General features: G+C 62.5%; 19 protein-coding genes and 1 riboswitch. Of the genes, 12 read left to right on the forward strand and 7 right to left on the reverse strand.

Going from position 1 to position 23898, the window contains the following annotated elements:
* Nucleotides 1–2 precede the first annotated feature (2 nt).
* A complete protein-coding gene (locus MD273_RS12510) occupies nt 3–2471 on the reverse strand; it encodes an amidohydrolase family protein (RefSeq protein WP_239038120.1) in 2469 nt (822 codons plus the stop codon).
* Between the two features lie 205 nt (nt 2472–2676).
* Nucleotides 2677–2899, forward strand: a riboswitch (cobalamin riboswitch).
* Between the two features lie 129 nt (nt 2900–3028).
* Here MD273_RS12510 and MD273_RS12515 point away from each other — a divergent pair.
* Genes MD273_RS12515 through MD273_RS12535 form a run of 5 tightly spaced genes read left to right on the forward strand, consistent with a single transcriptional unit; the run spans nt 3029 to nt 8231 of the window.
* A complete protein-coding gene (locus MD273_RS12515; RefSeq protein ID WP_239038121.1) occupies nt 3029–4867 on the forward strand; it encodes a TonB-dependent receptor plug domain-containing protein in 1839 nt (612 codons plus the stop codon).
* Between the two features lie 23 nt (nt 4868–4890).
* Nucleotides 4891–5784, forward strand: coding sequence for a cobalamin-binding protein (locus tag MD273_RS12520; protein ID WP_239038122.1), 894 nt, complete (start codon nt 4891–4893; stop codon nt 5782–5784).
* Between the two features lie 19 nt (nt 5785–5803).
* Entirely contained in the window at nt 5804–6745 is a 942-nt protein-coding gene (locus tag MD273_RS12525; protein ID WP_353050316.1) for a FecCD family ABC transporter permease, read from the forward strand.
* Entirely contained in the window at nt 6745–7515 is a 771-nt protein-coding gene (locus MD273_RS12530) for an ABC transporter ATP-binding protein (protein WP_239038124.1), read from the forward strand. The genes MD273_RS12525 and MD273_RS12530 overlap by 1 nt, the downstream gene beginning before the upstream one ends.
* A 29-nt stretch (nt 7516–7544) precedes the next feature.
* Nucleotides 7545–8231: a DNA-3-methyladenine glycosylase I gene (locus MD273_RS12535; protein ID WP_239038125.1), complete on the forward strand. Its 687-nt coding sequence runs from the start codon at nt 7545–7547 to the stop codon at nt 8229–8231.
* Between the two features lie 31 nt (nt 8232–8262).
* On the opposite strand, the gene MD273_RS12540 is transcribed toward MD273_RS12535, so the two are convergent.
* From MD273_RS12540 to MD273_RS12560, 5 genes are all read right to left on the reverse strand, one after another.
* Complete coding sequence (locus MD273_RS12540) at nt 8263–10011, reverse strand: ArnT family glycosyltransferase (protein ID WP_239038126.1); 1749 nt, start codon at nt 10009–10011, stop codon at nt 8263–8265.
* Between the two features lie 9 nt (nt 10012–10020).
* Nucleotides 10021–10689: a TVP38/TMEM64 family protein gene (locus MD273_RS12545; protein WP_239038127.1), complete on the reverse strand. Its 669-nt coding sequence runs from the start codon at nt 10687–10689 to the stop codon at nt 10021–10023.
* Nucleotide 10690: 1 nt separating this feature from the next.
* On the reverse strand, nt 10691–11452 hold the full coding sequence (locus tag MD273_RS12550) for a glycosyltransferase family 2 protein (RefSeq protein ID WP_239038128.1): 762 nt from the start codon (nt 11450–11452) through the stop codon (nt 10691–10693).
* A gap of 94 nt (nt 11453–11546) precedes the next feature.
* Nucleotides 11547–12956 (reverse strand): ATP-binding protein, encoded by a 1410-nt coding sequence (locus MD273_RS12555; RefSeq protein ID WP_239038129.1) that lies wholly within the window; start codon nt 12954–12956, stop codon nt 11547–11549.
* Nucleotides 12947–13633 carry a response regulator transcription factor gene (locus MD273_RS12560; RefSeq protein ID WP_239038130.1) on the reverse strand — a complete coding sequence of 229 codons (687 nt, stop codon included), beginning with the start codon at nt 13631–13633 and terminating at the stop codon, nt 12947–12949. Before MD273_RS12560 ends, MD273_RS12555 begins: the two co-directional genes overlap by 10 nt.
* A 161-nt stretch (nt 13634–13794) precedes the next feature.
* Between MD273_RS12560 and MD273_RS12565 the strand changes: the two genes are divergently transcribed.
* The 7 genes from MD273_RS12565 to MD273_RS12595 all read left to right on the forward strand — a co-directional run bounded on the left by MD273_RS12565 (nt 13795) and on the right by MD273_RS12595 (nt 21565).
* Nucleotides 13795–14505, forward strand: a complete 711-nt coding sequence (locus MD273_RS12565) for a thermostable hemolysin (protein WP_239038131.1) — start codon at nt 13795–13797, stop codon at nt 14503–14505.
* Entirely contained in the window at nt 14489–16675 is a 2187-nt protein-coding gene (locus MD273_RS12570) for an AMP-binding protein (RefSeq protein WP_239038132.1), read from the forward strand. Before MD273_RS12565 ends, MD273_RS12570 begins: the two co-directional genes overlap by 17 nt.
* Nucleotides 16662–17444 (forward strand): SDR family oxidoreductase, encoded by a 783-nt coding sequence (locus MD273_RS12575; RefSeq protein ID WP_239038133.1) that lies wholly within the window; start codon nt 16662–16664, stop codon nt 17442–17444. The genes MD273_RS12570 and MD273_RS12575 overlap by 14 nt, the downstream gene beginning before the upstream one ends.
* Complete coding sequence (locus MD273_RS12580) at nt 17441–18061, forward strand: tetratricopeptide repeat protein (RefSeq protein ID WP_239038134.1); 621 nt, start codon at nt 17441–17443, stop codon at nt 18059–18061. Before MD273_RS12575 ends, MD273_RS12580 begins: the two co-directional genes overlap by 4 nt.
* Before the next feature lie 141 nt (nt 18062–18202).
* On the forward strand, nt 18203–19069 hold the full coding sequence (locus MD273_RS12585; protein WP_239038135.1) for an MBL fold metallo-hydrolase: 867 nt from the start codon (nt 18203–18205) through the stop codon (nt 19067–19069).
* Between the two features lie 7 nt (nt 19070–19076).
* Nucleotides 19077–20813, forward strand: a complete 1737-nt coding sequence (locus tag MD273_RS12590) for a SulP family inorganic anion transporter (protein WP_239038136.1) — start codon at nt 19077–19079, stop codon at nt 20811–20813.
* 89 nt (nt 20814–20902) lie between these two features.
* Nucleotides 20903–21565 (forward strand): energy-coupling factor ABC transporter permease, encoded by a 663-nt coding sequence (locus tag MD273_RS12595; RefSeq protein ID WP_239038137.1) that lies wholly within the window; start codon nt 20903–20905, stop codon nt 21563–21565.
* On the opposite strand, the gene MD273_RS12600 is transcribed toward MD273_RS12595, so the two are convergent.
* The gene (locus MD273_RS12600; RefSeq protein WP_239038138.1) at nt 21562–23679 is read right to left on the reverse strand and encodes a GGDEF and EAL domain-containing protein; all 2118 of its coding nucleotides are present in this window, start codon (nt 23677–23679) and stop codon (nt 21562–21564) included. The two genes, MD273_RS12595 and MD273_RS12600, sit on opposite strands and share 4 nt — an antisense overlap.
* Nucleotides 23680–23898: the final 219 nt, after the last annotated feature.

The following is a 23898-nucleotide window of genomic DNA, read 5'->3' on the forward strand; positions in this document are numbered from 1 at the left end:
CCTTACAACGGGGCGTTTTCAATTCGTTCCCACATCCGCAGGTAGGCTTCGGCGGAGGTGAAAAGCTGATTGATGGCGTCATCGATCTGCTCGGGATCAGCTGCGCTGTTGCGGATCATGTCTTCGATCTGGTCCGGATACAGGCCGTAGTGGGCAACGCCGCGCCCGTCGTAGAGGCTGAACTCACGGTCACCGGTGCGCTGGATGTCGAACCGGACCCGGCCATCGATGGAGGTGAACGGATAGAGCGCGGCTTCATCCTCGGCGGTGCCGGAATTGGCTGCCAGCTGGGCGATGCCGTTGACGTCGGAGGCGAAGCCGGCACCGCCGAAGGGACCGACCTTGTCGTCTTCATTGCGCGGGCGGTTGCCATCCCGGGTCAGCTTGCGTACCCAGTCTTCCCGGGTGCCACCGAAGGACGCGGTGATGCCGCCCTGGGCAGCAATTCGGTCCCTGAGGGCCTCGGTGCCACCCCAGCCGCCATGGCTGTTGATCACCGGATAATCCAGCGGTCGGGTTATTTCCAGAATCCGTGCTGCGGCCTTGCGGCTGATGTGATCCGTTTCAATCATCATCTTGCGGCGAATCAGTTCCTCGATGAGGAAGTCGCCCAGGTCACTCAGGCCGCGGCGGTTGCAGAGCTGGTCGGTGCCCCGGCGGGGATCGAGAGCGGCCAGTTCCTCGGGGGTCTCAGGGAACCGTTCGCCCAGGTAGTCCATCTGGTACAGCAGCTGGTCGATCAGGCCAAAAGGCTGGAGCGAGGCATTCTGATCCGGCTCGCCCCCGGTGTATTCGACGTTCTCCGGGCATTGCTCGAATTCGACCGGATGGCCGGTCTCCAGCAGGTTTCCGGCATACAGGATCGGGCCGATCCCGATGCCGGTTGAAAGATCCGGCAGGTGACCACCGAAGGCATTGTCGAACTTGTGGACCGGAAAGATGTTGCGCACACCCAGCTGGTAGAGCTGATCCAGTCGTTCGACGATATCCTCGCGGGTGCATTCGGCTATCCCGAGAAACTCGCCGCACTTGAACACCTTGGACATCTCGATGCCCAGTACCACGGCGAGCTTGCCATCCCCGATGACCTCGCGGGCTTCACCCGGACTGGTCACGATCCGGAACCAGCCCTCGCCCGGGCCGCCGTGCTGGGCATCGATGTAATCCTGCATTTCATACATGCGCTGGATCTGTAGAAGAATGGATTCCATGGGGTCGCAATCGTTCTTTTTCTGTGGATTGATGCGACAGAGGATCTCGTTGTGCACCAGGTGATTGACCAGGATCTTCATGCCCGCCAGGTGGGCCCGTTCCAGCCAGCGGTAATAGCTCTGGTGATGCTGCAGGGAGTTGTACCTTGGCCAGTCGTTGAAGGTAGGCCAGCCCTGGGTGTCGTGGAGGCCGATGCCGCTGGTGGCCAGCTCCACGAAACCGGTTGCACCCCAGGGGCCGTGAACGGCTTCGCAGTCTTTCAGGGCGTGGGTCACCCCGAAGCGGTGGAAAGGGGCGCCGTAATTGACCCGGCCGCCGATGAACTCATAGGCGGAAATATGGGAGTGGGTATCGACGAAGCCGAACACGTCGTCTTTGTCGATGCCCCGGACATTGCGGAAACGATCCACCTCTTTCAGGTAGATGGCCGGCCCTTGCTCATCAAGCGTCTCGGCGTTCAGTTCTGCTTCCGGGTACTGCTGGCAGCCCTCCGCCTTGTGCAGGGCAAAACCGCCCGATTCGTCGATCAGAGAGGGTGACACCAGGGCCAGGCCGTTTTCGGTGGTTGTCAGCATCAGGCCGGTTACATCGGATGCCATGTTGAACACCGGTCCCGGGCCGGATCGCTGAAGTTGCCACACCGCCAGATCGCTGGGGGCATCGACCATGGCCAGGGCCGGGTTGACGGTGGTATCGCCGATCTGATCACCGGTGAACTCAAGGCTCTCACCAATGGCCCGCAGGGCATCCCCCAGGGGAGCGACAGGGTCCAGGATCAGATTGGTGGTATCCCCAAGCCCGGCGATGAGGTAGCTGATCTCGCCAACAAAATTGCCGGTCTCATCCAGAAATTCCCCCGCCGGATCACTGATGCCAAGCAGTTCGAAACGACCGACTTCACCGGCATTGCGCTGATAATCCGACATTAGCAGGTAAGCACCCAGGCGCGTGGGGCGGAGCCGGAAAGCGGTGGCCCGGGCTGCATCGGAGGTGATCGAATACCGGCCGGAGCCGGGATCGGCGTGCACATACCGACCTTCTGCTTCGAGGGTGTAACAGCCGTTGGCGACGCTGTAGCGATCGACCGTGACCGCCTCCTTGAACGTGTCGTTGTCGGGAGCAACGACGGGATCTCGGGCCGAGGTTGTTGACTCTCCGGGAGGTGCGCCTGCACCTTCGTCCGAGCCACCACAGCCACTGATCAACAGGGCACCGGCAAATGCCCATGCCATTCCGGTGGGCCATTGCTTGTTATACATGGGGACCTCTCATTCCATTCTGTTGCCGGGTGGGCCGGCAACTCGTTGTTATTGTTCGCGGTGGTTGGTCGGCACCGGGCGCCGTGACCAAACGTGAGAGGTTGTAACATATGGGTAGAAATGTGATGGGCATCACATCGGGCCATTTTTTGACCAGCTGCACAATTGACGGATTTCGTTGACCACTTTGCAGAGGGTTGCTAGCCTTGCCGCACTTTTTCCAGGTGTCCGTCGCAAAGCGCGACGGGTGAAACGGGAAATCGGTGAGCCTGGTACGCCAGCGCAATTCCGATGCTGCCCCCGCAACGGTAAGCAGGAAAACGACAATCAAACGCGCCACTGTGCCTCTGGCATGGGAAGGTGATTGTCCGGGAACCGCCAGGGTTCCGCCTGCAAGCCCGGAGACCGGCCTGGAAAAACACCCGGAGTTGCGGTGGGCGGCATGGGTGGGCGTATTCCGGTATCTCCATCTCCATCCGTTTCCGCCTGCCCCCTGACTCTTCCGCAACCAAAACCTGGTTCCCGTGCGGGTGCGCGCGGTTTGCGGAGAACGTGATATGTTGAAGTTTCCTTTTCCTGCTGTGATGGCAGGCGTTTCCCTGGCAGCTTTACCGCTGGCGGTTGCCGCCCAGTCCGAAGCGCAGAATGATGCCCTTGATCCGATTGTCGTGACGGCCACCCTGGGTCCGGACACGGTTGGTGAGAGCCTGTCGTCGGTAACTGTCATTGAGCAGGACGACATCGAGCGGCAGCAGCCGGCCGAGTTCCGTGACCTGCTCCAGGCGCAGCCAGGCGTCAACGTAGTCTCTGACGGCAGCTTCGGTAAGACCACCAGTGTCTTCCTGCGCGGTGCCGGAAGCTCCGGGACCGTCCTGCTGCTGGATGGTATCCGTCTGCGCTCTGCGACCGCCGGCATCCCGCCCTGGCAGTTTCTGCCGCCGGACCTGATGGGCAAAGTCGAGGTGGTACGCGGCGCCAAGAGTTCGCTCTACGGCGCCGATGCGGTAGGTGGTGTCATCCAGGCGTTTACCCTGGAACCGGAGGCTGGCCGACAGGGCTGGGCTGAGGTGTCCGGCGGTTCCCACGACACCCTGGGAACCTCGGCCGGGGTGGCCGGCCGGGAGGGCAACTCCTCTGTCCTGGCAGGTGGTCTGTACTCGGATACCGAGGGCACCGAATTGCGCGAGGGGGGCGAGGACCGGGGCTTCCGCAACGCGGCCGGTCTGGCGAAAGTCAGCCATGATTTTGACCAGGGTGGCGGCGTGGGTGTCACCATGTTCCAGTCCCAGGGCAACACCGAATTCGAGGGCGGCGACACCGATTACATGATCCGGGCGACCGGACTGTATCTGGAAGCGGTCGCCAGCGACTACTGGCGGACCCGCATCCAGTTTTCGGAAGCAAGGGACGAGCAGGATACCTTTGGTGATTATCCGAGCGTGTTCGACACCCTGTCCCGCTCGGCCCGCTGGGAAAACACCCTGACGGCCGGGGTCCATGAGCTGGTACTCGGTTCCGAGTTCATGGTTGATGAAGTGGATGGCAGCAGTGAGTTTGCCGAGGACAGCCGGACCAACTCCGCCGTTTTCGGACAGGCCCGCCTTAACTTCGACGCCACCGATGTGATGTTCAGCCTGCGCCTGGATGACAACGAAGCCTACGGCAAGGAAGAGACCGGTGGCATTGCGCTGGGTCAGCAGTTCGATCGCTCCCACCGTCTGCGCCTGAGCTATGCAACTTCCTTCAGGGCCCCCACGTTCAATGATCTCTATCTGCAGGTACCCTTTTATTCCGGTAACCCGGACCTGGATCCGGAAAAAGGCGAGATGGTGGAGGTCGGTTTCTCCGGCCGGTACGACACCTGGTTCTGGGATGTGGCGGTCTACCAGAACGATGTGGAAGACCTGATTACCTATGTGTCCGATCCGGCGACTTTCGAAGGCACCATGGAGAATGTCGAGACCGCCAGAATCCGCGGGATCGAACTGTCCTCCGGATTCCAGACCACGGACTGGGACATCAATGCAGCGGTCACTTACGCCGACACTGAAAACCGGGACACCGGCAAACGGTTGCCCCGCCGCGCCGAGAAGAACGTCCGGCTGGATGTCGACCGGCTGTTCGACACCTGGTCGCTGGGGGCCAGCATCATCGCCGAAAGCGATCGCTACAACGATGCCGCCAACACCAGTCTGCTGTCCGGTTATGGCACCATGGATGTCCGGGCGGCCTGGGAATTCCTTCCGGGGTGGTCTGCGGGGCTGAAAGTGGCCAACGTGTTTGATCGACGGTATTCCACCAGCCTCGGGTACGACAGTACAAGCTTCGAGCCGTTCGAGTACCTGGCGGCGGGCCGGACTTACATGGCATCCGTGCGCTATGATTTCCGCCAATAACGGTCTGACAGGAGCCGCGTGATTTGACGACGAGGGCATTTCGGGTCTGGGGCACTATGGCGATGGTACTGGCGCTGACTGCGTCAGTATCCGCTGCTGACCTGTGCGCAACCGATGCCCTCGAGCGTGACGTATGCCTGTCTGAGCCTGCCCGCCGTGTTGTCTCGCTCTCCCCGGGTGCCACCGAACTGCTGTTTTCTGCCGGCGCCGGCAACTCGGTGGTGGCGGTCAGTGCCTGGAGTGACTTCCCACCGCAGGCGGCAGCTCTGCCGCAGGTCGGCGACGCCAACCGCCTCGACCTCGAAGCCATAGTCAGTCTGGCGCCGGATCTGGTGGTGGCCTGGACCGACGGCAATTCGAGGGCCCAGCTGGACCGGCTGGCGGATCTGGGCGTACCGGTTTTCTGGCTTGCTCCCCGGACCTTCGGGGACATCGCGCGGTCGGTGGAGAGCCTGGGCCGGCTGACCGGCTACACAACCATTGCGGATCGTGAGGCGCAGGCGTTCCGGTCAGGCATCGAGGCGTTGGAGGCCCGGTATCGGGACGTCCCCGGGCTGCGGGTGTTCTATCAGGTCTGGGACCAGCCCCTGATGACGATTAATGCCGAGGAACTGATCAGCAAGGCCATCGCCCTGTGCGGTGGCACCAATGTGTTTGCCGACCTGCCCAGGCTGGTGCCCCGGATTTCCGTGGAAACGGTGCTGGCTGCCGATCCGGAAGTGATTGTTACCGCCGGGCGCGGCGACCCTGGCCACGACTGGCTGGCAAGCTGGAAGGCGTATCCGGCCCTTGCCGCGGTGGCCAGCGGGAACCTCTACCGCGTTTCCCCGTCACTTCTGCAACGCCCCACCTTCCGTATGCTCGAGGGTGCACGGGAGTTGTGCGCCATTCTGGAGCGGGCCCGTGCCCGTCTCTGATATCTTCCGGCCACTGGCCATGCTGGCGCTGGCGGGGCTGGCCGCCATGCTGGTGTCGGTGAGTGTTGGCAGTGCCGATCTTGGCGTGGGCGAGACTTTGTCCGTGCTGGCCGGCGGCGGCAGCGAGCTGCACCGAACCCTGATTCTTGACCTCAGGTTACCGCGATCTTTCAGCGCCTTCGCCACCGGTGGCCTGCTGGCCGTGGCCGGTGCCCTGATGCAGGTCCTGCTCCGCAACCCCCTGGCGGATCCCTACGTACTCGGGCTCTCCGGAGGCGCTGCCGTGGGGGCGTTGTTGGCCATGCTGACCGGCGCCGCCGGTTTCCTGATCTCCGGCTCGGCCTTTGCCGGCGCCGTGCTCGCCACCCTGCTGGTATTCGGTCTGGCCCACGGCAGTGGTAGCTGGACACCCTCGCGCCTGTTGCTCACCGGTGTGGTGGTAGCCGCCGGTTGGGGGGCACTGATTACCCTGATCCTGGCCATGTCACCAGCCAGTCGGTTGCCGGGTATGCTGTACTGGTTGATGGGGGATCTTTCCCACGCCGGCCATCCCTGGCCGGGCCTGGCGGTGCTGGTTCTGGTCTGCCTGCTGGTGTTTCCGCTCGGCCGAAGCCTCAACGTCCTCGCCCGCGGGTCGCTGCAGGCGGCGGCCCTGGGAGTGTCGGTCCGGTCGCTGGAGTGGCTGATCTACCTGGTGGCCAGCCTGCTGACTGCGACCGCCGTGACCCTGGCCGGTGCCGTCGGCTTTGTCGGGCTGGTGGTCCCACACATGCTCCGGCTGGCTCTGGGTAACGATCAGCGGCTGATCCTGCCGGCCTCTGCCCTGGCCGGCGGGACCTTGCTGGTACTGGCGGATACCCTGGCGCGGGTGGTGATTGCCCCGGAACAGCTGCCGGTAGGGGTAATCACCGCCCTGATTGGCGTTCCCACGTTTCTGTTCCTGCTGTACCGGAGCCGGTAATGACCACGCTGACCACCGACAATCTCATAATCGACATCCCCGGACGCGCGCCGGGATCGCCCCTGAACCTCGAGGTTCGGCCCGGTCAGGTCTGGGGAGTTCTGGGCCCCAATGGCGTGGGCAAGACAACACTCTTACACACGCTGGCGGGACTGCGCGCCGCCCATGGCGGCAGGGTGCTGCTGGATAACCACGCGCTGGCCTCGCTGAAACGGAAGGCGGTGTCACAGCAGCTGGGACTGGTGTTCCAGGACCGTCAGGATGGTTTCCCGGCGACGGTACTGGAGACCGCTCTGATCGGTCGCCACCCCTGGCTTTCCGCCTGGCAGATGGAAACCGGCGACGATGTCGCGACTGCCGAGCGGGCGCTGCACGCGCTGGATGTCGGGCACCTCAGGGACCGGCTGGTCAGTACCCTGTCCGGCGGTGAACGCCAGCGGGTGGCGATTGCCACCCTGATGACCCAGGCACCGGATATCTGGTTGCTGGACGAACCCAGCAACCACCTGGATCTGCACCATCAGGTGGCGGTGATGCGCCTGCTTGCCGGACAGGCGGCATCAGGCCGGTCGGTATTTATGTGTCTGCACGACCTGAATCTGGCGGCCCGGTGGTGCGATCACCTGTTGCTGCTGTATCCCTCCGGTGAGGCCTGCTGGGGACCGGCACAGCAGATGCTGGTACCCTCAGCCCTGGAACGCCTGTATAACCAGACCCTGGTGACTGTCGAGGCCGATGGTGCCCCGGTCTTTGTACCGGTTCGTTCCTGACCTTCATTCCCGAGAGTGGTGTGACCATCATGAGTACGGCAAAGATTCCGGCCTTCTCCGAATTTCATGACCAGGCCCTGATCCGTAAAGGCGGTGAACAGGCCCTGCAGGCATTGCTGCCAAAGCGCCCGGAGCCGGGCGTGCTGGAGGCTACCAGTGATGATCGCTACCTGTCAGAAGTGACCCGGTGCGTCTTCAAGGCCGGCTTTGTCTGGCGGGTCATCGAGAACAAGTGGCCGGACTTCGAGGCAGCATTTCACGGCTTCGTGCCCGCCTATTGGCAGCAGGTGCCGCCGGAAGTGTTGGAAGAACTGGCCGCCGATGAGCGCATTGTCCGCAATATGCAGAAAATCCGGACCGTGCCGGAAAACGCCCGGATGATCATGGACGCCGCACGGGAGTGTGGCAGCTTCGGCAACTTCCTCGCCCAGTGGCCGCAGGATGATCAGGCGGGCCTGCTGATGTGGCTCAAGCGCAACGGCGCGCGCCTCGGTGGCAACACCGCCCAGTACTTCCTGCGCCGGGTTGGCTGGGACGGCTTCGTACTGTCCCGGGATGTGGTCACGGCGCTGACCCGGGCGGGCATCCTCGATGCCTCGCCAACCAGCGGGAAGGGCCTGAGACAGGCGCAGGAGGCTTTCAACCAGTGGCATCGGGAGACCGGTCTGCCGGTGAGTCATCTGTCCCGGATTGTGTCCTTTACCGTGGACAACTGAACCTGTCAGGAAGGCACTTTGTCGGTTTCCGTCAGTCCATCCAGCGTCCGGGCCTTTCCGTCGTGAACTGGCGGACCTTCGCCGGCGGGCTGCAGTCCGGTGCCATCTGATCCGGTCCGAGCAGCAGCCAGCGTTCACGGTGGGCAACACCCAGTTCTCTGCCTCCGTCCAGCGTAAAGCACTCCAGGTCCAGGTTGTCGGCGGCCAGGATGTACCGGTTGTCGCCCTCGCTCATCCATTTCCAGGCATTGCGCTCTTCCTCACGCAGCCCGCTGAAGAAGCTGAAATGCACAAAATCCAGTCTGGAGAACAGGATGAACTGTTCCCGGAAGTCGATCATGCCGAGTTGGGCGTCGGCCGGAACTTGCTGCTCGGCCGCAGCCAGAATGTTGCGTGGGGTGCGAAGGGGTTCAAGGATCCGGTAGCCCCAGGTGCTCAGCAGCAGCCACGTGACCATCAGCGCCACGAACAGGCGCCCCAATGCCCGGGAACGCCAGAATCCGAACAGGGTGACCAGCCAGACCAGCCCGACCGTGAGCACCAGTGTGCCGGCTTCGTGCAGACGGGCGGGATCGCGACTGTAGTCGCTGACCTTTTCCACCAGTTTGGGGTGATCGGTCCAGGCCAATACACCGACCGTGATCAGGACCATGGCCAGTATCAGGTGCACCCCGGTCAGTAAGGGCGGAAACCAGCCCGCGGGCCGTTGGGTGCTCAGCAGGGGCGCCAGGCTCAACGCGAGCATGGGCAGGGCCGGTAACAGATACACGCCCCGTTTGCCCGGACTCAGACTGAAGAACACAATCACCAGGGCAATCCAGATCAATAGCACGGGAATCACAGGACGTTGGCGGACGCTGTCGGCAAGTGGCCGCCATAGCGCAATTAACAGCAGGGGCAGCGGAAACCACAGCGACGGAATCACGCTGGTGAGGTAGTAATACCAGGGCTGGAGATGCCCCCAGGAATCGGCGTAGCGCTCCCCGGTCTGCTTGGACAGGATGTTGTTCCGGTAGGCCAGCGCCTCGTCGGTGCCCAGCGCATTGACGTACAACACCATCGGAACCAGCCAGGCGGCAACGACCGCGAGCATGGCCAGCGGCCCCAGCGCGCTTCGCCAGGTCAGCGTATCGGTAAACAGGGTCCGGTCACGGAACTTCATCGCCGCAATGGGAATAAGCATCAGCGCCGGCAGGAATCCGACGCCCTTGGTGATAATCCCGAGGCCCATGAAGGCCCAGGCGGTGAAATACCAGCCCCAGGACGGACCGGTGAAAAAGTGCCGGAGCAGGCCATAGCACGCCACCATGATCCAGCAGGCGACCATGGCATCGATCTGTGCTTTCTGGGCCTGGAGCAGGAATTGTGGCGCAAGCAGCACCAGCAAGAGAGCGACGGCGCCGGTGCGCTGGTTCCAGAGGCGGGTGCCGATGTCAAAGACCAGCCCGAGAGTGAGCAGGCTGCACAGGGCGTTCGGCAAGAGAAAGGCGACTTTCAGGTTGCCGGTGAGCCAGTAGAACAGAGCAATACTCCACATGAACACCGGTGGCTTGTCCGGATAGAACTCACCGCCGCGCATGGGGATGAGCCATTGCCCGGACGCCACCATCTCCCGGGCAACTTCGGCAAACCGGGGTTCGTCGGCGGGCCAGGGCGAGCGGAGGCCGATGCCGGTGAAAATGAAGACCGCTGAAAAGGCCAGCAGTACCAGCAGTAACTGGTTGCGGGGCAAACCGAACAGAAGCTCCGGGAGCCGGCGAACAAGTGGTGACGAGGGCATGGTCTGGTCTCAGGAATGCTCGGAAATGGCAGTGACCAGTCCTCTGGTCCTGTGATTGCGATAGAGAAAAACGCCCAGCAGCGAGGCGGGAATAAGCAGGGCTACACTCAGCAGCAGCTGGTATTTATCGGCACTGCCAATGCCTGCCCCTGCCAGTGCAAATACCAGCATCTGCGGGAGGTAGCCCAGGACACTGCCCGCCAGAAACGGCGCAAATCGTACAGTGGTGCAACCGGCAACAAGATTGGTAACCAGATTGCTGCCCACGGGCAAAAGGCGAATCAGCAGAACTTTCGCCATGGCCCGGTCCCGGAACAGGCCGTCAAACTTCTCCATGTGCTGACCAAATCTCCGCGCCACGGGTCCCCGAAGCAACCATCTCGCCGTGAAGAAGCCACCGGCAGCGCCCATAGCCGTTGCCAATGTCGACAGCAGGGTGCCGTTGAGGCCTCCCAGCGCAAATCCCAGCACAAAAGCCAGCAACTGCCGGGGTGCACCGAGCCCCGTGAACAGGGCTCCGGCAAGGGTGACTGCCAGGAATCCGGTGCCACCATGCCCGTGGAGGTAAGTGGCCACCCGATTCTGATCTGCCAGAAAATCGAGCCAGCCCTGCTGGGTAGCCAGGTAGCCGGCCAGTGCCAGTACCGCGATTGCCAGTCCGCGAACGTTCCGGTGCATGTCAGGAGTGCTCCGCGGCCGTCGCTTCGGACTCCTGTGTTCCGGAAATGGCGGGAACCCGGGTTCGGTGCAGTAGCCAGAGCACGCCCAGCAGGTCCAGTATCCCGGCCCAGGCGCGGTTCCACGCATTGTATTTGGAAGTCCCGGCGGTGCGTGGCCGGTGGTGGACTTCAACCACCGCAACTTCGCCGTCAATGGCTTTGACCAGTGCCGGAATGAAGCGATGGGCATGATCAAACCAGGGCAGCATCAGAAAGGTTTGCCGGGGAAACAGCTTGAGCCCGCAACCGGTATCCGGAACACCATCGTGCAACAGGGCATCGCGTACCCGATTGGCCAGTTTGGACTGGAAGCGCTTCCAGGCGGTGTCCTTGCGGGTCTTGCGATAGCCGGCAATGCAGAAATGCTCGGCCCGCATGCTGTTGGCTTTTTGCAGCAGGGCAGGGATGTCTGCGGGGTCGTTCTGGCCATCGCCATCCATGGTGACGATCAACTGGCCCCGGGCCTGCCGGACACCGGTAGCCAGTGCACCACTCTGGCCGATGCTCTGGTCGTGGCGGATAGTCACCAGACGTCCTCCCACGGCCCGGGCTGCGCGTTCAGCGGCGTCACGTGTCTGGTCGGTGCTGCCATCATCCACCAGAACCACCTCGAAGCCGGGATAGGTTCGCATCACCCTGAAGGTTTCGGTCAGAAGGCCCCCGATATTCTCCTGCTCATCCCTGGCGGGAATGACTACTGACAGCGTTTTTCCATGACCCATAAAGACTCACCTCCGACCGCATGAACTCCACAGGGCCGGCTCGCGACTCCTGTTGTTAGTCGCCGCAGTATCGTCCCTAAACCTTAATTCAACCTTAAGCGGCAGAGGTTCGGGCGGGCAGCCAGATATTCACACAGAGGCCGGATTGCCCGTCCGGGCGGTCGCTCAGGGTAAGCTGGCCGCCGTGGAGTTCGGCAATGCGTCGAGCGATAGCCAGGCCAAGCCCGGCCCCGCCTCCGAGGCGCTGGTCCAGCCGGACGAAACGGCTGAGGGCCCGTTCTCGCTCAGCTGCGGGGATACCCGGCCCCTGGTCGCAGACGGAAATGTGGTAGCCCTCGCCGGAGGCTGCGAGGCGGGTTGTAATGGTGGTGTGCTCGGGGCTGTATTGGATGGCATTGGCGAGCAGCGACCGCATGAGGGTATTGATCAGCGCCCCATGGCAGCATGCCAGAGCCTGGACCGTTTCATCTTCCAGGACCGGGTCGATATCCTTCCTGAGTGCCAGTGGTGCCACATCGGCAATGCTCTGCTCCAGAATTTCCGACAGGTTATGATACTCCGGCGTGAAGTCCGTGCCGGAATCGACCCGGTTCAGCAACAGCATCTGCTCCACCAGATGCACCATCCTGTCCACGGAAAATATCAGGTCTGCAAACCGATCCGGGTCATCTCCACAGGCTTTCTCGAGATTAAGGCGCAGCGCCGCCAGCGGCGTCCGGAGCTCATGGGCGGCATCGGCGGAGAAGCGTCGCTCCCGCTCCAGGGCCTGATTAAGGCGTTTCAGCAAGCCGTTGACAGCGTGAACCAGGCCCGCCACTTCCCTGGGGGCTTGCCGGTCATCCAGTGGGTGAATGCGTTCCGGAGCCATGTGGCGAATGGGACGTTCCAGTCGCCGTAACGGACGGAATCCCACCTGAATCGCTGCACTTGCGGCAACGAGGAGCAGGGGAAGCGCGATCAGCAGGGGCAGGACATTGCCCAGGGCCAGTTCCTGGCTCAGTTCCTCGCGGATATCTTCACGCTGGGCGGTACGGATCCAGAAACCGGTAGCCGGGTCCTGGAGTGTGAACGTGCGCCAGCGGAAACCGCTGGATTCGGCCCAGGCGTAGCCCGGCACCAGTCCCTCCGCGTCATCGGCTTTCAGTGTGTCCAGCAGTGGCTTGCGATCAGGCGTCCAGACCTCGAAGGCCAGCTTCTTTTCATATTTGTGGCCGGTCCCGCCTGGAAGAATCTCGTCCTCGTCGGTTTCGAAATCAACGGTCGCATTACCGGCGAGCGGTGGCTGCAGGGTCTCGCTGAGTGTTTGCCCCAGTTGCTCCAGAGACTGGGTGTCGACCAGGTGGCGGACGAGTCCCTGGACTATCCGGGTGCTTTGCGCCAGTTCCGCGTCGAACAGTTCTTCCAGTTCATGGTTGCTTTCGATGTAGCTCCAGACCGCGGCAATCAGCGCAATCAGAAGAACCGTGGAGGTGACCAGGAGTGTCAGGGTTCGGGTCAGGGACATGCCAGTTCCTCTGCCGCCTGGCTGTCGAGAAGATACCCCACACCCCGCACTGTGCGGATGGTTTGCTTGCCCACCCGACGGCGCAAGTGGTGAACATGCACTTCCAGAGCATTGCTTTCCGCACCCTGTTCCCAGCCATAGAGTTGTTCCTCAAGCCGGCGGCGGGTGGCCACCTGGTCCGGGTGGCGCATGAGGTAATGCAGGATCTGGTACTCGCTGCGGGGCAGGGCAACGGTATTGCCACCGATGGCCAGGTGGCCGCTCTGCGTATCCAGGGTGAGTTGGCCGACACTCAGCCCGGCCGGCGAGTTGCCCGTAGTGCCACGCCGGGTAACGGCACGGATCCGGGCCTTGAGTTCGGCCATGGCAAACGGCTTGGTCAGGTAGTCATCGGCACCGGCATCGAGGCCCTGCAACTTCTCATCCAGATCCGACCGGGCGGTCAGAATGATAATCGGCGTCTGATTGCCCTGCTGCCGGGTGCGCCGGACGATGTCCAGGCCATCCACCCGGGGCAACGTCAGATCCAGGATGACCAGGTCGAAGTGCTCTTCGCCCAGGGCATTGACCGCCTGGAGGCCATCATCCAGCCAATCCACCGTGTTCTGGTCGTCCCGCAGCATTTCGAGCATGGTCCGCGCCAGCAGATGATCATCTTCAACGAGCAGTATGCGCATGGGCGCTCCTTGATGGTCACACGGAAGTCAGTCTGCCACAGAAACCTTAAGGCCGGCTTAAGAATTCCACGGCAGGGGCTTAAGGCTCAATTAAGCCTCGCTCTCTACTCTGGCAGTCATGTGCAATGGGCATCGCGCCCTGATGTTTCTGGAGAGCGCCTATGACAGACCCGCTGACGATGTCCACCTGTTGTCCCCCGGAGTCCCGGGAGGTGGTTCCGGTCATCCGTTGTGCCGGTCGCTGGCTGAGCCAGATCGTTCCTGGGACGGCGATGGCTGACACTGTGGCAGCATTTATCCGCCGGCGATTCCTGCAGGCCTATGGCGCCGAGCCATCCCTGCGCATTCCGGCGTTGCTCGCCCTCTCGACGGCGCAGGGCACCTTGCTCGCGGCAGTCGGCGTGCGCAATGCAGCTGCGGAGCGACTGTTCCTCGAGGACTATCTGTCAGATCCGGTGGAATCGGTGATGCCGGGTCCGGGAGTCCCTCGCTCCGGGATCGCCGAGATCGCTCATCTGGCCGGCGTTGAGGCGGGTGTCAGCCGCTACCTTTTCGCCTCTCTGGCGGTCTGGTTGGACGGTGCCGGTTTCGATTGGGTGGTGTGTACCGGTACCGATCAGTTGGGTAACAGTTTTCATCGCTTGGGTATTGCCACGGCAATGCTGTCAGACGCGGACCCGGCGCGCCTGCCCGATGGCGGTGCCGGTTGGGGCCGGTACTACGATCATCACCCGGTGGTGATGGCCATCAATGTCGCGGAGGCCATGTCCGCCCTGCGTCAGGCCGGCCTGTTGAGGATGATCCAGCCCGTCGCTGCGGGTATCGACGCCGGAGCCACACTCGCGGGAGGTGCGTATGGCCGTCTTGCCTGACATGCTGCAGCAACAGGCGCTGGCCCACTCCTCCCGTATGGCTCTTCAGGGTCCGGATTCGGGCTTCAGCTACCGCCAGTTGATGCAGGCGGCCGGGGCACTGGCCAGCCAGTTGCGAAGCCTGGGCATCCGGCGTGCCGGCCTGTGTGGGGATAACTCCATGGCCTGGATTCTGGCGGATCTGGCCTGCCTGATGGCCGGCGTGGTGTGTGTGCCGGTGCCTGTGTTCTTCTCGAAATCACAGGCCGCCCACCTGATCGAACGTGCCAGTCTGGACTGTCTGCTCTCCGGCGAGCGGGAAGACTTCGGTGAGCACATCGGCCATGGCGTGTGGTTGCGGCATCTGCCGGTCACCGGCGCCGGGGCGTGGATGCCGGAAACAACCGCCAAGATTACCTTCACCTCCGGCAGTACCGGCACGCCCAAAGGTGTCTGTCTGTCGGAAGCGCAGATGGCCGCCACCACCCGCGCCCTGAAAGAGCGGCTGGCGCGCGTGCCCTTGCAGCAGCATTTATGCATCCTGCCGCTGGCGACCCTGCTTGAGAACATCGCCGGGGTATATCTGCCCCTGTTGATGGGCGCCACGGTCAACGTAATGCCACTGCACAGCCTGGGAATGAGCGGCAGCAGTGGTCTGGACCTGGACCGCCTGGTGGCGGGGATCAACCGAAGCGCCCCGCAATCACTGATTCTGGTTCCGGAGCTGGCCATGGCGCTGGTGGCTGCGGCCGAGAGGGGGCAGCTCGACAGCGGCGCATTCCGGTTCCTCGCGGTCGGCGGTGGCCGGGTGTCATCCGAGTTACTGGCTCGGGGCCGGGCCGCCGGACTCCCGCTCTATGAGGGCTATGGCCTGTCCGAGTGCAGTTCTGTGGTCGCGCTCAACGTTCCCGGGGACGAATGCGAAGGTACCGTTGGCAAACCGTTGTCCCATGTTGAGGTCCGTGTGGATGCGGACCGGCACATTCTGGTCCGCGGCAATACCCACCTCGGGTATCTCGGGGATGAGCCGAAGGGGGACGGGTGGCTCGACACCGGGGACCTCGGCGCCCTGGATCCGGAAGGATTCCTGACCGTTAATGGCCGCGCCAAGAATCTGCTCATTACCAGTTTTGGCCGCAACATCAGCCCCGAGTGGCTCGAGAGTGAACTGATCCAGGCCCTCGGGGCCGAGCAGGCCGTTGTCTTCGGGGACGGCGATCCCAACCCCAGTGCCCTGATCGTGATCCGGGATGGTCGCTCGCCGGAGCAGTTGCGGGCCGGGCTGGCCGGACTCAATGCGGGACTGCCTGACTATGCCAGGCTGGAGGCGGTGTACATCCGCCGACAGCCCCTCACCCATGCCGAAGGACACGTTACCGCCAACGGTCGGCCCATGCGCCAGAGGATCCAGACGGACCTGCCCGCACTGATGGCCGGCGCCTTTCCCGTTTTCATGAATCTGTCTGTGACCCGTTCAACCTCATCAAACACGCCAGGAGACACTATCATGGCTTTTTTCGATCGTCTGCAATCCGAAACCGCTGAAGCACGGGCCCATGTGACGGGCGCGCCGGTTATTGAGGCCATCCGCGAGGGTCGCTTCGATCTCGCCGGTTACACCTGGTTCCTGACCCAGGCCTATCACCACGTCAAACATACCGTCCCGCTGATGATGGCCTGCGGCGGCCGTCTGCCGGAGCGCCTGGAGTTCGTCCGCAAGGCCCTGGTGGAATATATCGAGGAAGAATACGGCCACCATGAGTGGATCCTCGACGACCTGGAAGCCTGCGGTGAGGACAGGGAGGCCATCCGTCACGGCACTCCCGACACCTCGATCGAACTGATGGTTGCCTATCTGTACGACCGGATCCACCGCGGCAATCCGGCGGCGTTCTTCGGCATGGTTCAGGTCCTGGAAGGCACTTCCATCGAGCTGGCCACCCCGCTGGGCGAAGCCATTCAGAAACAGCTGGGTCTGCCGGATTCGGCGTTCAGCTATCTGTACTCCCACGGCGCGCTGGACCAGGAGCATTTCGAGTTCTTCCGCAATCTGATGAACGAGATTACCGATCCGGACGACCAGCAGGCGATCATTGCCGCCGCTCGCATGGTCTACCGTCTGTATGGCGACATGCTGCACAGCATTCCTCTGCCGACCGATCGGAAGGAGTCGCGCCATGAGGCTGCATGATCGGGTGTTCCTTCTGCTGGGCGGAACCGGTGGTATCGGCAAGGCGCTTGTGGATCCGCTGGTCCGGGCCGGCGCCCGGGTGATTGTCGCCTCCCGGCATCCGGAGAAACTGGGGCATCGGGAGGGGGTATCGGTAGCCCACCTGGACCTTGCGGCGGCGGATCTGGATGAGCAACTGGTGCGCCTGAGCGAGGCCTATCCCAACATTGATGGTGTGATCCACTGCGCCGGCCAGAACCGGTTTGCCGGGCTGGACAGTATGGCGGTCGGTGAACTGGACAACCAGCTGAATGTAAACCTGCGCTCGGCCATGCTGGTGGGGCGGCACTTCGTTCCCCGATTCCGGAAGAACGGGTACGGCGCCCTGGTGTTTGTCGGCTCGACGTTCGGCAGCATCGGTTTTCCCGGCTATACCGCCTATTGCGCCAGCAAGTTCGGGTTACGCGGCTTCACCGAGGCGCTGCGACGGGAGCTGGCGGACACCCCGGTCCAGGTGGTCTATGTAGCACCGCGTGCCACCGCTACCGATATGAACCCCGCAGCAGTCAACGAGTTGAACCGGGCCCTCGGCAACACCATGGATGCCCCGGAATTCGTTGCCGCCCAGATCCTCAAGGCCATGGAAAACGACGAACGCCGGAAATTCCTCGGCTGGCCGGAAAAACTGTTCGTGGTCATCAACGGCATCCTGCCGCGCATCGTCGACAAGGCCATGCTGAAACAGTTGCCGGTCATCCGGCGTTTTCTGAAACCGGGAGTACTGTCATGAAGTGGATGATTCTGTTGATGGCGTCCGTGCTTGCGATGCCCGCCCTGGCGGGTGATCTGGAGAAGGATCTGGCCGGTATCCAGTCCCGCTGGGCGAAGATCCAGTACCAGTTGCCGGAAGACAGGAAGGAAAAGGCGTTCGAACAACTGGCCGGGCAGGCCGAGGCTTTCGTCGCCGCCTACCCGGGCCGCGCTGAGCCGCTGATCTGGCAGGGCATTGTGCTGAGCACCTATGCCGGTGCCAAGGGTGGGCTGGGTGCTCTCGGCCTGGTCAAGGATGCCCGGAAAGCCCTTGAAAAGGCCCTGGAAATTGATCCGGCAGCCCTTGAGGGCTCGGCCTATACTTCGTTAGGAAGTCTTTACTATCAGGTGCCGGGCTGGCCTCTCGGGTTCGGGGATGACGACAAGGCGAGGCACTACCTGCTCAAGGCCCTGGAGTTGAACCCGGACGGCATTGACCCCAATTTTTTCTATGGCGATTTCCTGATCGAGCAGGATCAGCCCGAGCGAGCCAGGAAGTACCTGAACAAGGCGCTTGATGCGCCTGAACGCCCGAGCCGCCCGCTTGCCGATTCAGGCCGCCGAGAGGAAATCCGGAGCAAGCTGGAATCGCTTTGAACCTGACAGGAACAGGCCGGGGCATACCCGGCCGGGTATCAGGGAGGATACGGATAGAAGAAATTGGCATTTCACCCAATATTACCTTTTAATATATCCTTAGAATCAAATTTAAAAGGATCGATGTTCGAGGTGAGTGTCATGAGCAACCCCGTCGTCCAGCATTTCTTCGACGAACCTACCAATACGTTCAGCTATGTGGTCCGTGATCCCGATAGCCAGGCTTGCGCAATTCTGGACTCGGTCCTGGATTTTGACTACGCCGCCGGCCGCACGGACGTCCGTTCAGCGGATGAGATAATTCGCTACGTCCGCGACAACGACCTGACGGTCGAGTGGATCCTCGAGACCCATGTGCATGCCGACCACCTGTCGGCCGCGCCCTACCTGCATGAAAAGCTGGGTGGCAAGACCGGCATCGGCGAGAAGATCGTGGATGTCCAGGAAATCTTCGGCAAAGCCTTTAACGCCGGAACCGATTTCGCCCGCGATGGCAGCCAGTTCGATAGCCTGTTCCGGGAGGGCGATACCTTCCGGATCGGCAACCTTGAGGGCCGGGTCCTGCACACTCCGGGCCATACCCCGGCCTGTCTCACCTACGTGATCGGCAACGCGGCTTTTGTTGGCGATACCCTGTTCATGCCGGATTTCGGAACCGCCCGCTGCGACTTTCCCGGAGGTGATGCCCGTACCCTGTACCGGTCCATCCAGAAAGTGTTGTCGCTCCCGCCCGAGACCCGGCTGTTCATGTGCCACGACTATGGCGCGCCGGGCCGGGACGAGTTCCTGTTCCAGACCACCGTGGAGGAGGAGCGCAAAGCGAATGTCCATGTTCACGAGGGTGTCAGTGAGGACGATTTCGTGAAGATGCGTTCCGAGCGCGACGCCACCCTGGACATGCCACGGCTGATCCTGCCGTCCGTTCAGGTCAACATGCGCGCCGGCGCCATGCCGCCGGCGGAGGATAACGGGCAGGTCTACCTGAAAGTCCCGATCAACCTGTTCTGAGCAGCGCATGAACCTGATCAAACGGTACCTGCCTGTCCTGCAATGGGCGCCGGAGTACGGTCGTGACCAGGCCACCAGTGACCTGGTGGCCGCGGTCATTGTTACCGTCATGCTCATTCCTCAATCCCTGGCGTACGCCCTGCTGGCGGGATTGCCGGCTCAGGTGGGGTTGTATGCGAGCATTCTGCCGCTGGTGATCTATGCGGTGTTCGGCACCAGCCGGACCCTTTCGGTGGGGCCGGTAGCCGTGGCCTCACTGATGACCGCCGCCGCCCTGGCACCGATTGCCGATGCAGGCACCCCCGAGTATCTGGCGGGCGCGGTCTTGCTGGCGGTGATGTCGGGCCTGATGTTGACCGTGATGGGCGTGCTCAGGCTCGGTTTTCTGGCGAATTTCCTGAGTCACCCGGTGATCTCCGGTTTTATCTCCGCCTCCGGTCTTGTTATTGCAGCCAGCCAGCTCAAGCATATTTTCGGTATCCAGGCGTCTGGCCATAACCTGTGGGAGATCGGCCAGTCACTGCTGGCGGCCATCGGGACAACCAATCCCTACACCCTGGCCATAGGGACCGGTGCGCTCCTGTTCCTGATGCTGGCACGCAAGTATCTGCAGCCGCTGTTGATGCAGTTCGGGATGCAACCGAGGCTGGCGGATATCCTGACCAAGACCGCACCGATTCTCGCCGTGGTGGTGACCACCCTGGTGGCCTGGTTCTTCCAGCTGGACCAGGCAGGTGTGCGCCTGGTCGGTGAGGTGCCTGCGGGGTTGCCGGAATTCACGATGCCATCGCTGGACGCCGGCCTCTGGTCCCAGCTGGCAGTCAGTGCCCTGCTGATCAGTATTGTGGGATTTGTCGAGTCGGTGTCTGTAGGGCAGACCCTGGCCGCCAAGCGCCGCCAGCGGATCGACCCGGATCAGGAGCTGATCGGGCTGGGAACCGCAAACCTGGGCGCCGGTTTCTCCGGGGGCATGCCGGTAACCGGCGGTTTTTCCCGGTCCGTGGTCAATTTTGATGCCGGCGCGGAAACCCCGGCTGCAGGAGCCTACACTGCCGTGGGCATTGCCCTGGCGACCCTGTTCCTGACCCCGGCCATTGCCTGGTTGCCCCAGGCGACATTGGCCGCCACCATCATTGTGGCGGTTTCGTCCCTGATCGATCTTCCGGCGCTGTCCCGCACCTGGCGGTATTCGCGCACGGATTTCGGCGCCATGCTGGCCACCATCGTACTGACCCTCGTGCACAGCGTTGAGGCCGGAATCATAGCCGGAGTTGCCCTGTCCATCGGCCTGTTCCTGTACCGGACCAGCCGCCCGCACAGTGCGGTGGTGGGCCGTGTACCGGGCACCGAGCACTTCCGGAATGTGCTGCGTCACGAAGTGCAGCTGTGCCCGAAAGTGACGTTTCTGCGGGTGGACGAAAGCCTGTATTTCGCCAATGCCCGGTTTCTGGAGGAAACCGTGATGGATCTGGTGACCCGGGAACCGGAACTGCGGGAGCTGGTGCTGGTATGCCCGGCGGTGAACCTGATCGATGCCTCGGCCCTGGAGAGTCTGGAGGCCATTAACGACCGGTTGAAGGATGCCGGCGTGCGGCTGCACCTGTCCGAGGTCAAGGGCCCGGTCATGGACAGGCTGAGGGATACGGAATTCCTTGCCCATCTTGGGGGACAGGTTTTTCTGAGCACCTTCGATGCCTGGCAGACGCTCACCAATCACCGGCAACACGCCATGCAGACTGCCTAGATCAAGCCCGCCTTGGTAACAGGGCGGGTTCACCCGCTATCATTGTCCCGGTGTCTGTACTGAATTGATCGTCCGGGGATGTGCGTGCCATGGGGATGACGGAAAACCTGTTATCGACCGGTCAATGGCTGGTGACTGCGGTGTTGTTTCTGCTGATCCTGACGGCGGCCGCCCGCACGATCGATTGGCGGGCTTTCCGGAAAGATAATGCCCTCCAGCACTCCTTCTTCGGGGCCGCCGTGGCGCTCGGGTTTTTATGGCAGCTGCGGGCGGGCATCTCGCCCGGGCTTGCCATCCATATCTTCGGGATGACCGTCATCACCCTGATGCTGGGGTGGGCGCTGGCTGTCTTCAGTGGCCTGCTGGCGCTGGTGATCACGGTCATCACCGGCCGGGAGCCGGCCATCATGTTTGCGGCCAACGGTCTGGTTTCGGTGATGGTGCCGGCACTGGTCAGCCACGCCATCATGCTGTGGGAACGCCGCCGCAACTTCCGGAATTTCTTCGCTTATATTTTCTTCTGCGGGTTCTTTGGCGCGGGGCTGGCGGTCGCGGCGGCCGGCCTGGTGATGTGCCTGTTGCTCTGGTCCAGCGGGGTCTATACCTTCGATGAGCTGATTCACGAGTACATCCGTTACCTGCCCCTGATTATGCTGCCGGAAGGGTTCGTCAACGGAACCTTCGTAACCGGCCTGATGGTCTTTCACCCCGACCGGCTGACGACTCTGGACCAGCGGCGGTACCGGCCCTAGATACCTTCGCCTTCGATGAGGCCGTCCTGATCCACGACCGGTTGTCTCTGGCGGTGCCACCGGGAGGCCCAGTCCAGAACGTCGCCGGCCGGTATCGGCGGGGCTATGCCGTAGCCCTGGATCTGGTTGCAGCCCATGTGGGCCAGCAATCTGGCCTGTTCGCCATTCTCGACCCCTTCGGCCAGCACCGGGTGGTCGAAGCGCTGAGCCAGGAAAATCACGCTTTCTACGATCGCCTTGTCGCTGGCGCTGTCCAGCATGTTGCGGACGAAACTCTGGTCGATCTTGATCAGATCGATCGGCAGGGTGCGCAGATACGTCAGCGAGGAAAAGCCGGTACCGAAGTCATCCAGCGCGACCTGCAGGCCAAGGTCCCGGCATCGGGTCAGGACCTGGTTGGCATGCCGGGTATCCTCCAGGGCAGTGGACTCCAGGACCTCCAGGGTAACCCGCGCCGGATCAAGCTCCGGGTGGCTGTGCAGGTAACTCTCCAGGTAATCGGCAAAGCTTCGGTCCATCAGGTGCTGGGCGGTGATGTTGATGCTTACCGTCAGGTCTGAACCCGCTTCTTGCCAGGTGTTCAGCTGATGGATCGCTTCCTTGAGAACCCACTGGCCCAGGGGCACTTCCAGATGGCTGTTTTCCACGTAGGGCAGGAACTCGCCGGGACTCAGAAGCCCGGTTTCCGGATGTCGCCAACGGATCAGGGCTTCAAAGCCAGCCAACGACCAGTCCGAGAGCCGGATCTGGGGCTGGAAGTAGAGTTCGAACTCCTCGTTCTCGAGCGCCCGGGTCAGTTCTGTCAGTTGCTGGCGCCGTCTCTGACGATGCTGGTCGAGGTCCGCGTCGAAGAAGTGGAACTGGTTCCGGCCCTTTTCCTTGGCCGAATACATCGCCTGGTCGGCATGTCTGATCAGGCCTTCGGCATCGGCGGTGTCCTCCGGATAGCAGGTAATGCCAAGGCTCGCGGTCAGCGTAACAGACTGCCCCTCGACGGGAATGGGTTCTCCGATGACGGACAGCAGGCGGTGGTAGACGTTGCTGGTGTCGTCGCTCTGCAGCAGCAGGACGAATTCGTCGCCTCCCGCGCGGGCAACGGTGTCGCCACTGCGCAGGGTTTGCGTCAGCCGTTCGGCAAGGGTGCGCAGCACCTGGTCCCCGGCATTGTGGCCCAGCCGGTTGTTGACCGCCTTGAACCCGTCCAGGTCCAGGCAGCAGACCGACAGCCGGCGACCCTGGCGGTCGGCGTGGTTGCAGGCTGAGCGCAGGCGTTCCTCCAGCAGCTGCCGATTGGGCAGGCCGGTCAGGTCATCATAGTTGGCGGCACGGTCGAGCTCCCGGGCGTGGTTCTTCAGCGCGGTAATGTCCGAGAAGGCGGCCACGAAATAATGCTGACCGGGTTCGTCCAGGTGCACCCGGCTGATGGACAGCATTTCGATGAATTCCTCGCCGTTTTTCCGGCGGTTCCAGATCTCGCCCCGCCAGTGGTCGGTTTTCTCGATGGAGCGCCACATGGACTGGTAATAGGCTTTCGAGTGCCGGCCCGAGCTCAGGATGGCGGGGTTCAGTCCCAGGACCTCGTCGCGGCTGTAACCGGTGATCCGTGAGAACGCCGGGTTAACGTCCAGAATGCGGTTGTTCTGGTCAGTGATGAGGATGGCTTCGTGGCTGCGGTCAAAGACGCTGGCAGCGATCCGGAGCCCGCGCTCGCTGTGTTTGCGGTCGGAAATGTTGTTCTGGATGACGATGTAGCCGGGGGCAACGCCCTGCTCCCTGCCGATGGGCACGCAGTAACTGTGAACCCAGTAGGGGGTGCCGGACCGGGTATAGTGCAGGATGTCTTCCGCGAAGGTATCTCCGCGGTGCAGGTGCCGGTTGATCCGGGCAACCGTCTCCGGGTCGGTGTCGGGGCCGTAGAGAACATCCCGGGGGTGGCGGCCGCGGACATCGGCCAGCAGGTGGCCTGTTTGCTGTTCGAAACTCGGATTCACCCACTCGATGGTGCCGGCTTCGTCAAGGAACAGGACAAGGTTGGGGGTCGTGGCGGCCACCAGGGCCAGACGTTCGGCATCAATGCCCCCACCGGGCGCTAAAACATCCGTCAATTTCGGCATTCAGTTTGGCTTCTGCTGGTCTCGCTGATGGATTACGGACACGCCTCCTTGTGTGACACCTGCATGCAAGGGTAGCGACACCGGGTGTTAGCCGTGTGAACGCCTATCCGGATATTGCAGGCTCCAGGGCAAAGCGGGGATGCTACCCGAACTCGGGTAGGTTGGCACGGTCTCGACCCGGACAGAAATTGACGAACGTCAGTTTTTTATCGATTCCCG

It is taken from the genome of Marinobacter sp. C7, assembly GCF_022343555.1.
Classification (GTDB): domain Bacteria; phylum Pseudomonadota; class Gammaproteobacteria; order Pseudomonadales; family Oleiphilaceae; genus Marinobacter.

Bases quoted from the DNA above. Each gene is read 5' to 3' on its own strand.
- MD273_RS12560 (WP_239038130.1), bottom strand. From the start codon at position 13,633: ATGCGCATACTGCTCGTTGAAGATGATCATCTGCTGGCGCGGACCATG.
- MD273_RS12600 (WP_239038138.1), bottom strand. From the start codon at position 23,679: ATGCCGAAATTGACGGATGTTTTAGCGCCCGGTGGGGGCATTGATGCC.
- MD273_RS12585 (WP_239038135.1), top strand. From the start codon at position 18,203: ATGAGCAACCCCGTCGTCCAGCATTTCTTCGACGAACCTACCAATACG.
- MD273_RS12595 (WP_239038137.1), top strand. From the start codon at position 20,903: ATGGGGATGACGGAAAACCTGTTATCGACCGGTCAATGGCTGGTGACT.
- MD273_RS12525 (WP_353050316.1), top strand. From the start codon at position 5,804: ATGCTGGCGCTGGCGGGGCTGGCCGCCATGCTGGTGTCGGTGAGTGTT.
- MD273_RS12540 (WP_239038126.1), bottom strand. From the start codon at position 10,011: ATGCCCTCGTCACCACTTGTTCGCCGGCTCCCGGAGCTTCTGTTCGGT.
- MD273_RS12570 (WP_239038132.1), top strand. From the start codon at position 14,489: ATGGCCGTCTTGCCTGACATGCTGCAGCAACAGGCGCTGGCCCACTCC.
- MD273_RS12565 (WP_239038131.1), top strand. From the start codon at position 13,795: ATGACAGACCCGCTGACGATGTCCACCTGTTGTCCCCCGGAGTCCCGG.
- MD273_RS12530 (WP_239038124.1), top strand. From the start codon at position 6,745: ATGACCACGCTGACCACCGACAATCTCATAATCGACATCCCCGGACGC.
- MD273_RS12590 (WP_239038136.1), top strand. From the start codon at position 19,077: ATGAACCTGATCAAACGGTACCTGCCTGTCCTGCAATGGGCGCCGGAG.
- MD273_RS12535 (WP_239038125.1), top strand. From the start codon at position 7,545: ATGAGTACGGCAAAGATTCCGGCCTTCTCCGAATTTCATGACCAGGCC.
- MD273_RS12510 (WP_239038120.1), bottom strand. From the start codon at position 2,471: ATGTATAACAAGCAATGGCCCACCGGAATGGCATGGGCATTTGCCGGT.
- MD273_RS12550 (WP_239038128.1), bottom strand. From the start codon at position 11,452: ATGGGTCATGGAAAAACGCTGTCAGTAGTCATTCCCGCCAGGGATGAG.
- MD273_RS12515 (WP_239038121.1), top strand. From the start codon at position 3,029: ATGTTGAAGTTTCCTTTTCCTGCTGTGATGGCAGGCGTTTCCCTGGCA.
- MD273_RS12555 (WP_239038129.1), bottom strand. From the start codon at position 12,956: ATGTCCCTGACCCGAACCCTGACACTCCTGGTCACCTCCACGGTTCTT.
- MD273_RS12580 (WP_239038134.1), top strand. From the start codon at position 17,441: ATGAAGTGGATGATTCTGTTGATGGCGTCCGTGCTTGCGATGCCCGCC.
- MD273_RS12545 (WP_239038127.1), bottom strand. From the start codon at position 10,689: ATGCACCGGAACGTTCGCGGACTGGCAATCGCGGTACTGGCACTGGCC.
- MD273_RS12575 (WP_239038133.1), top strand. From the start codon at position 16,662: ATGAGGCTGCATGATCGGGTGTTCCTTCTGCTGGGCGGAACCGGTGGT.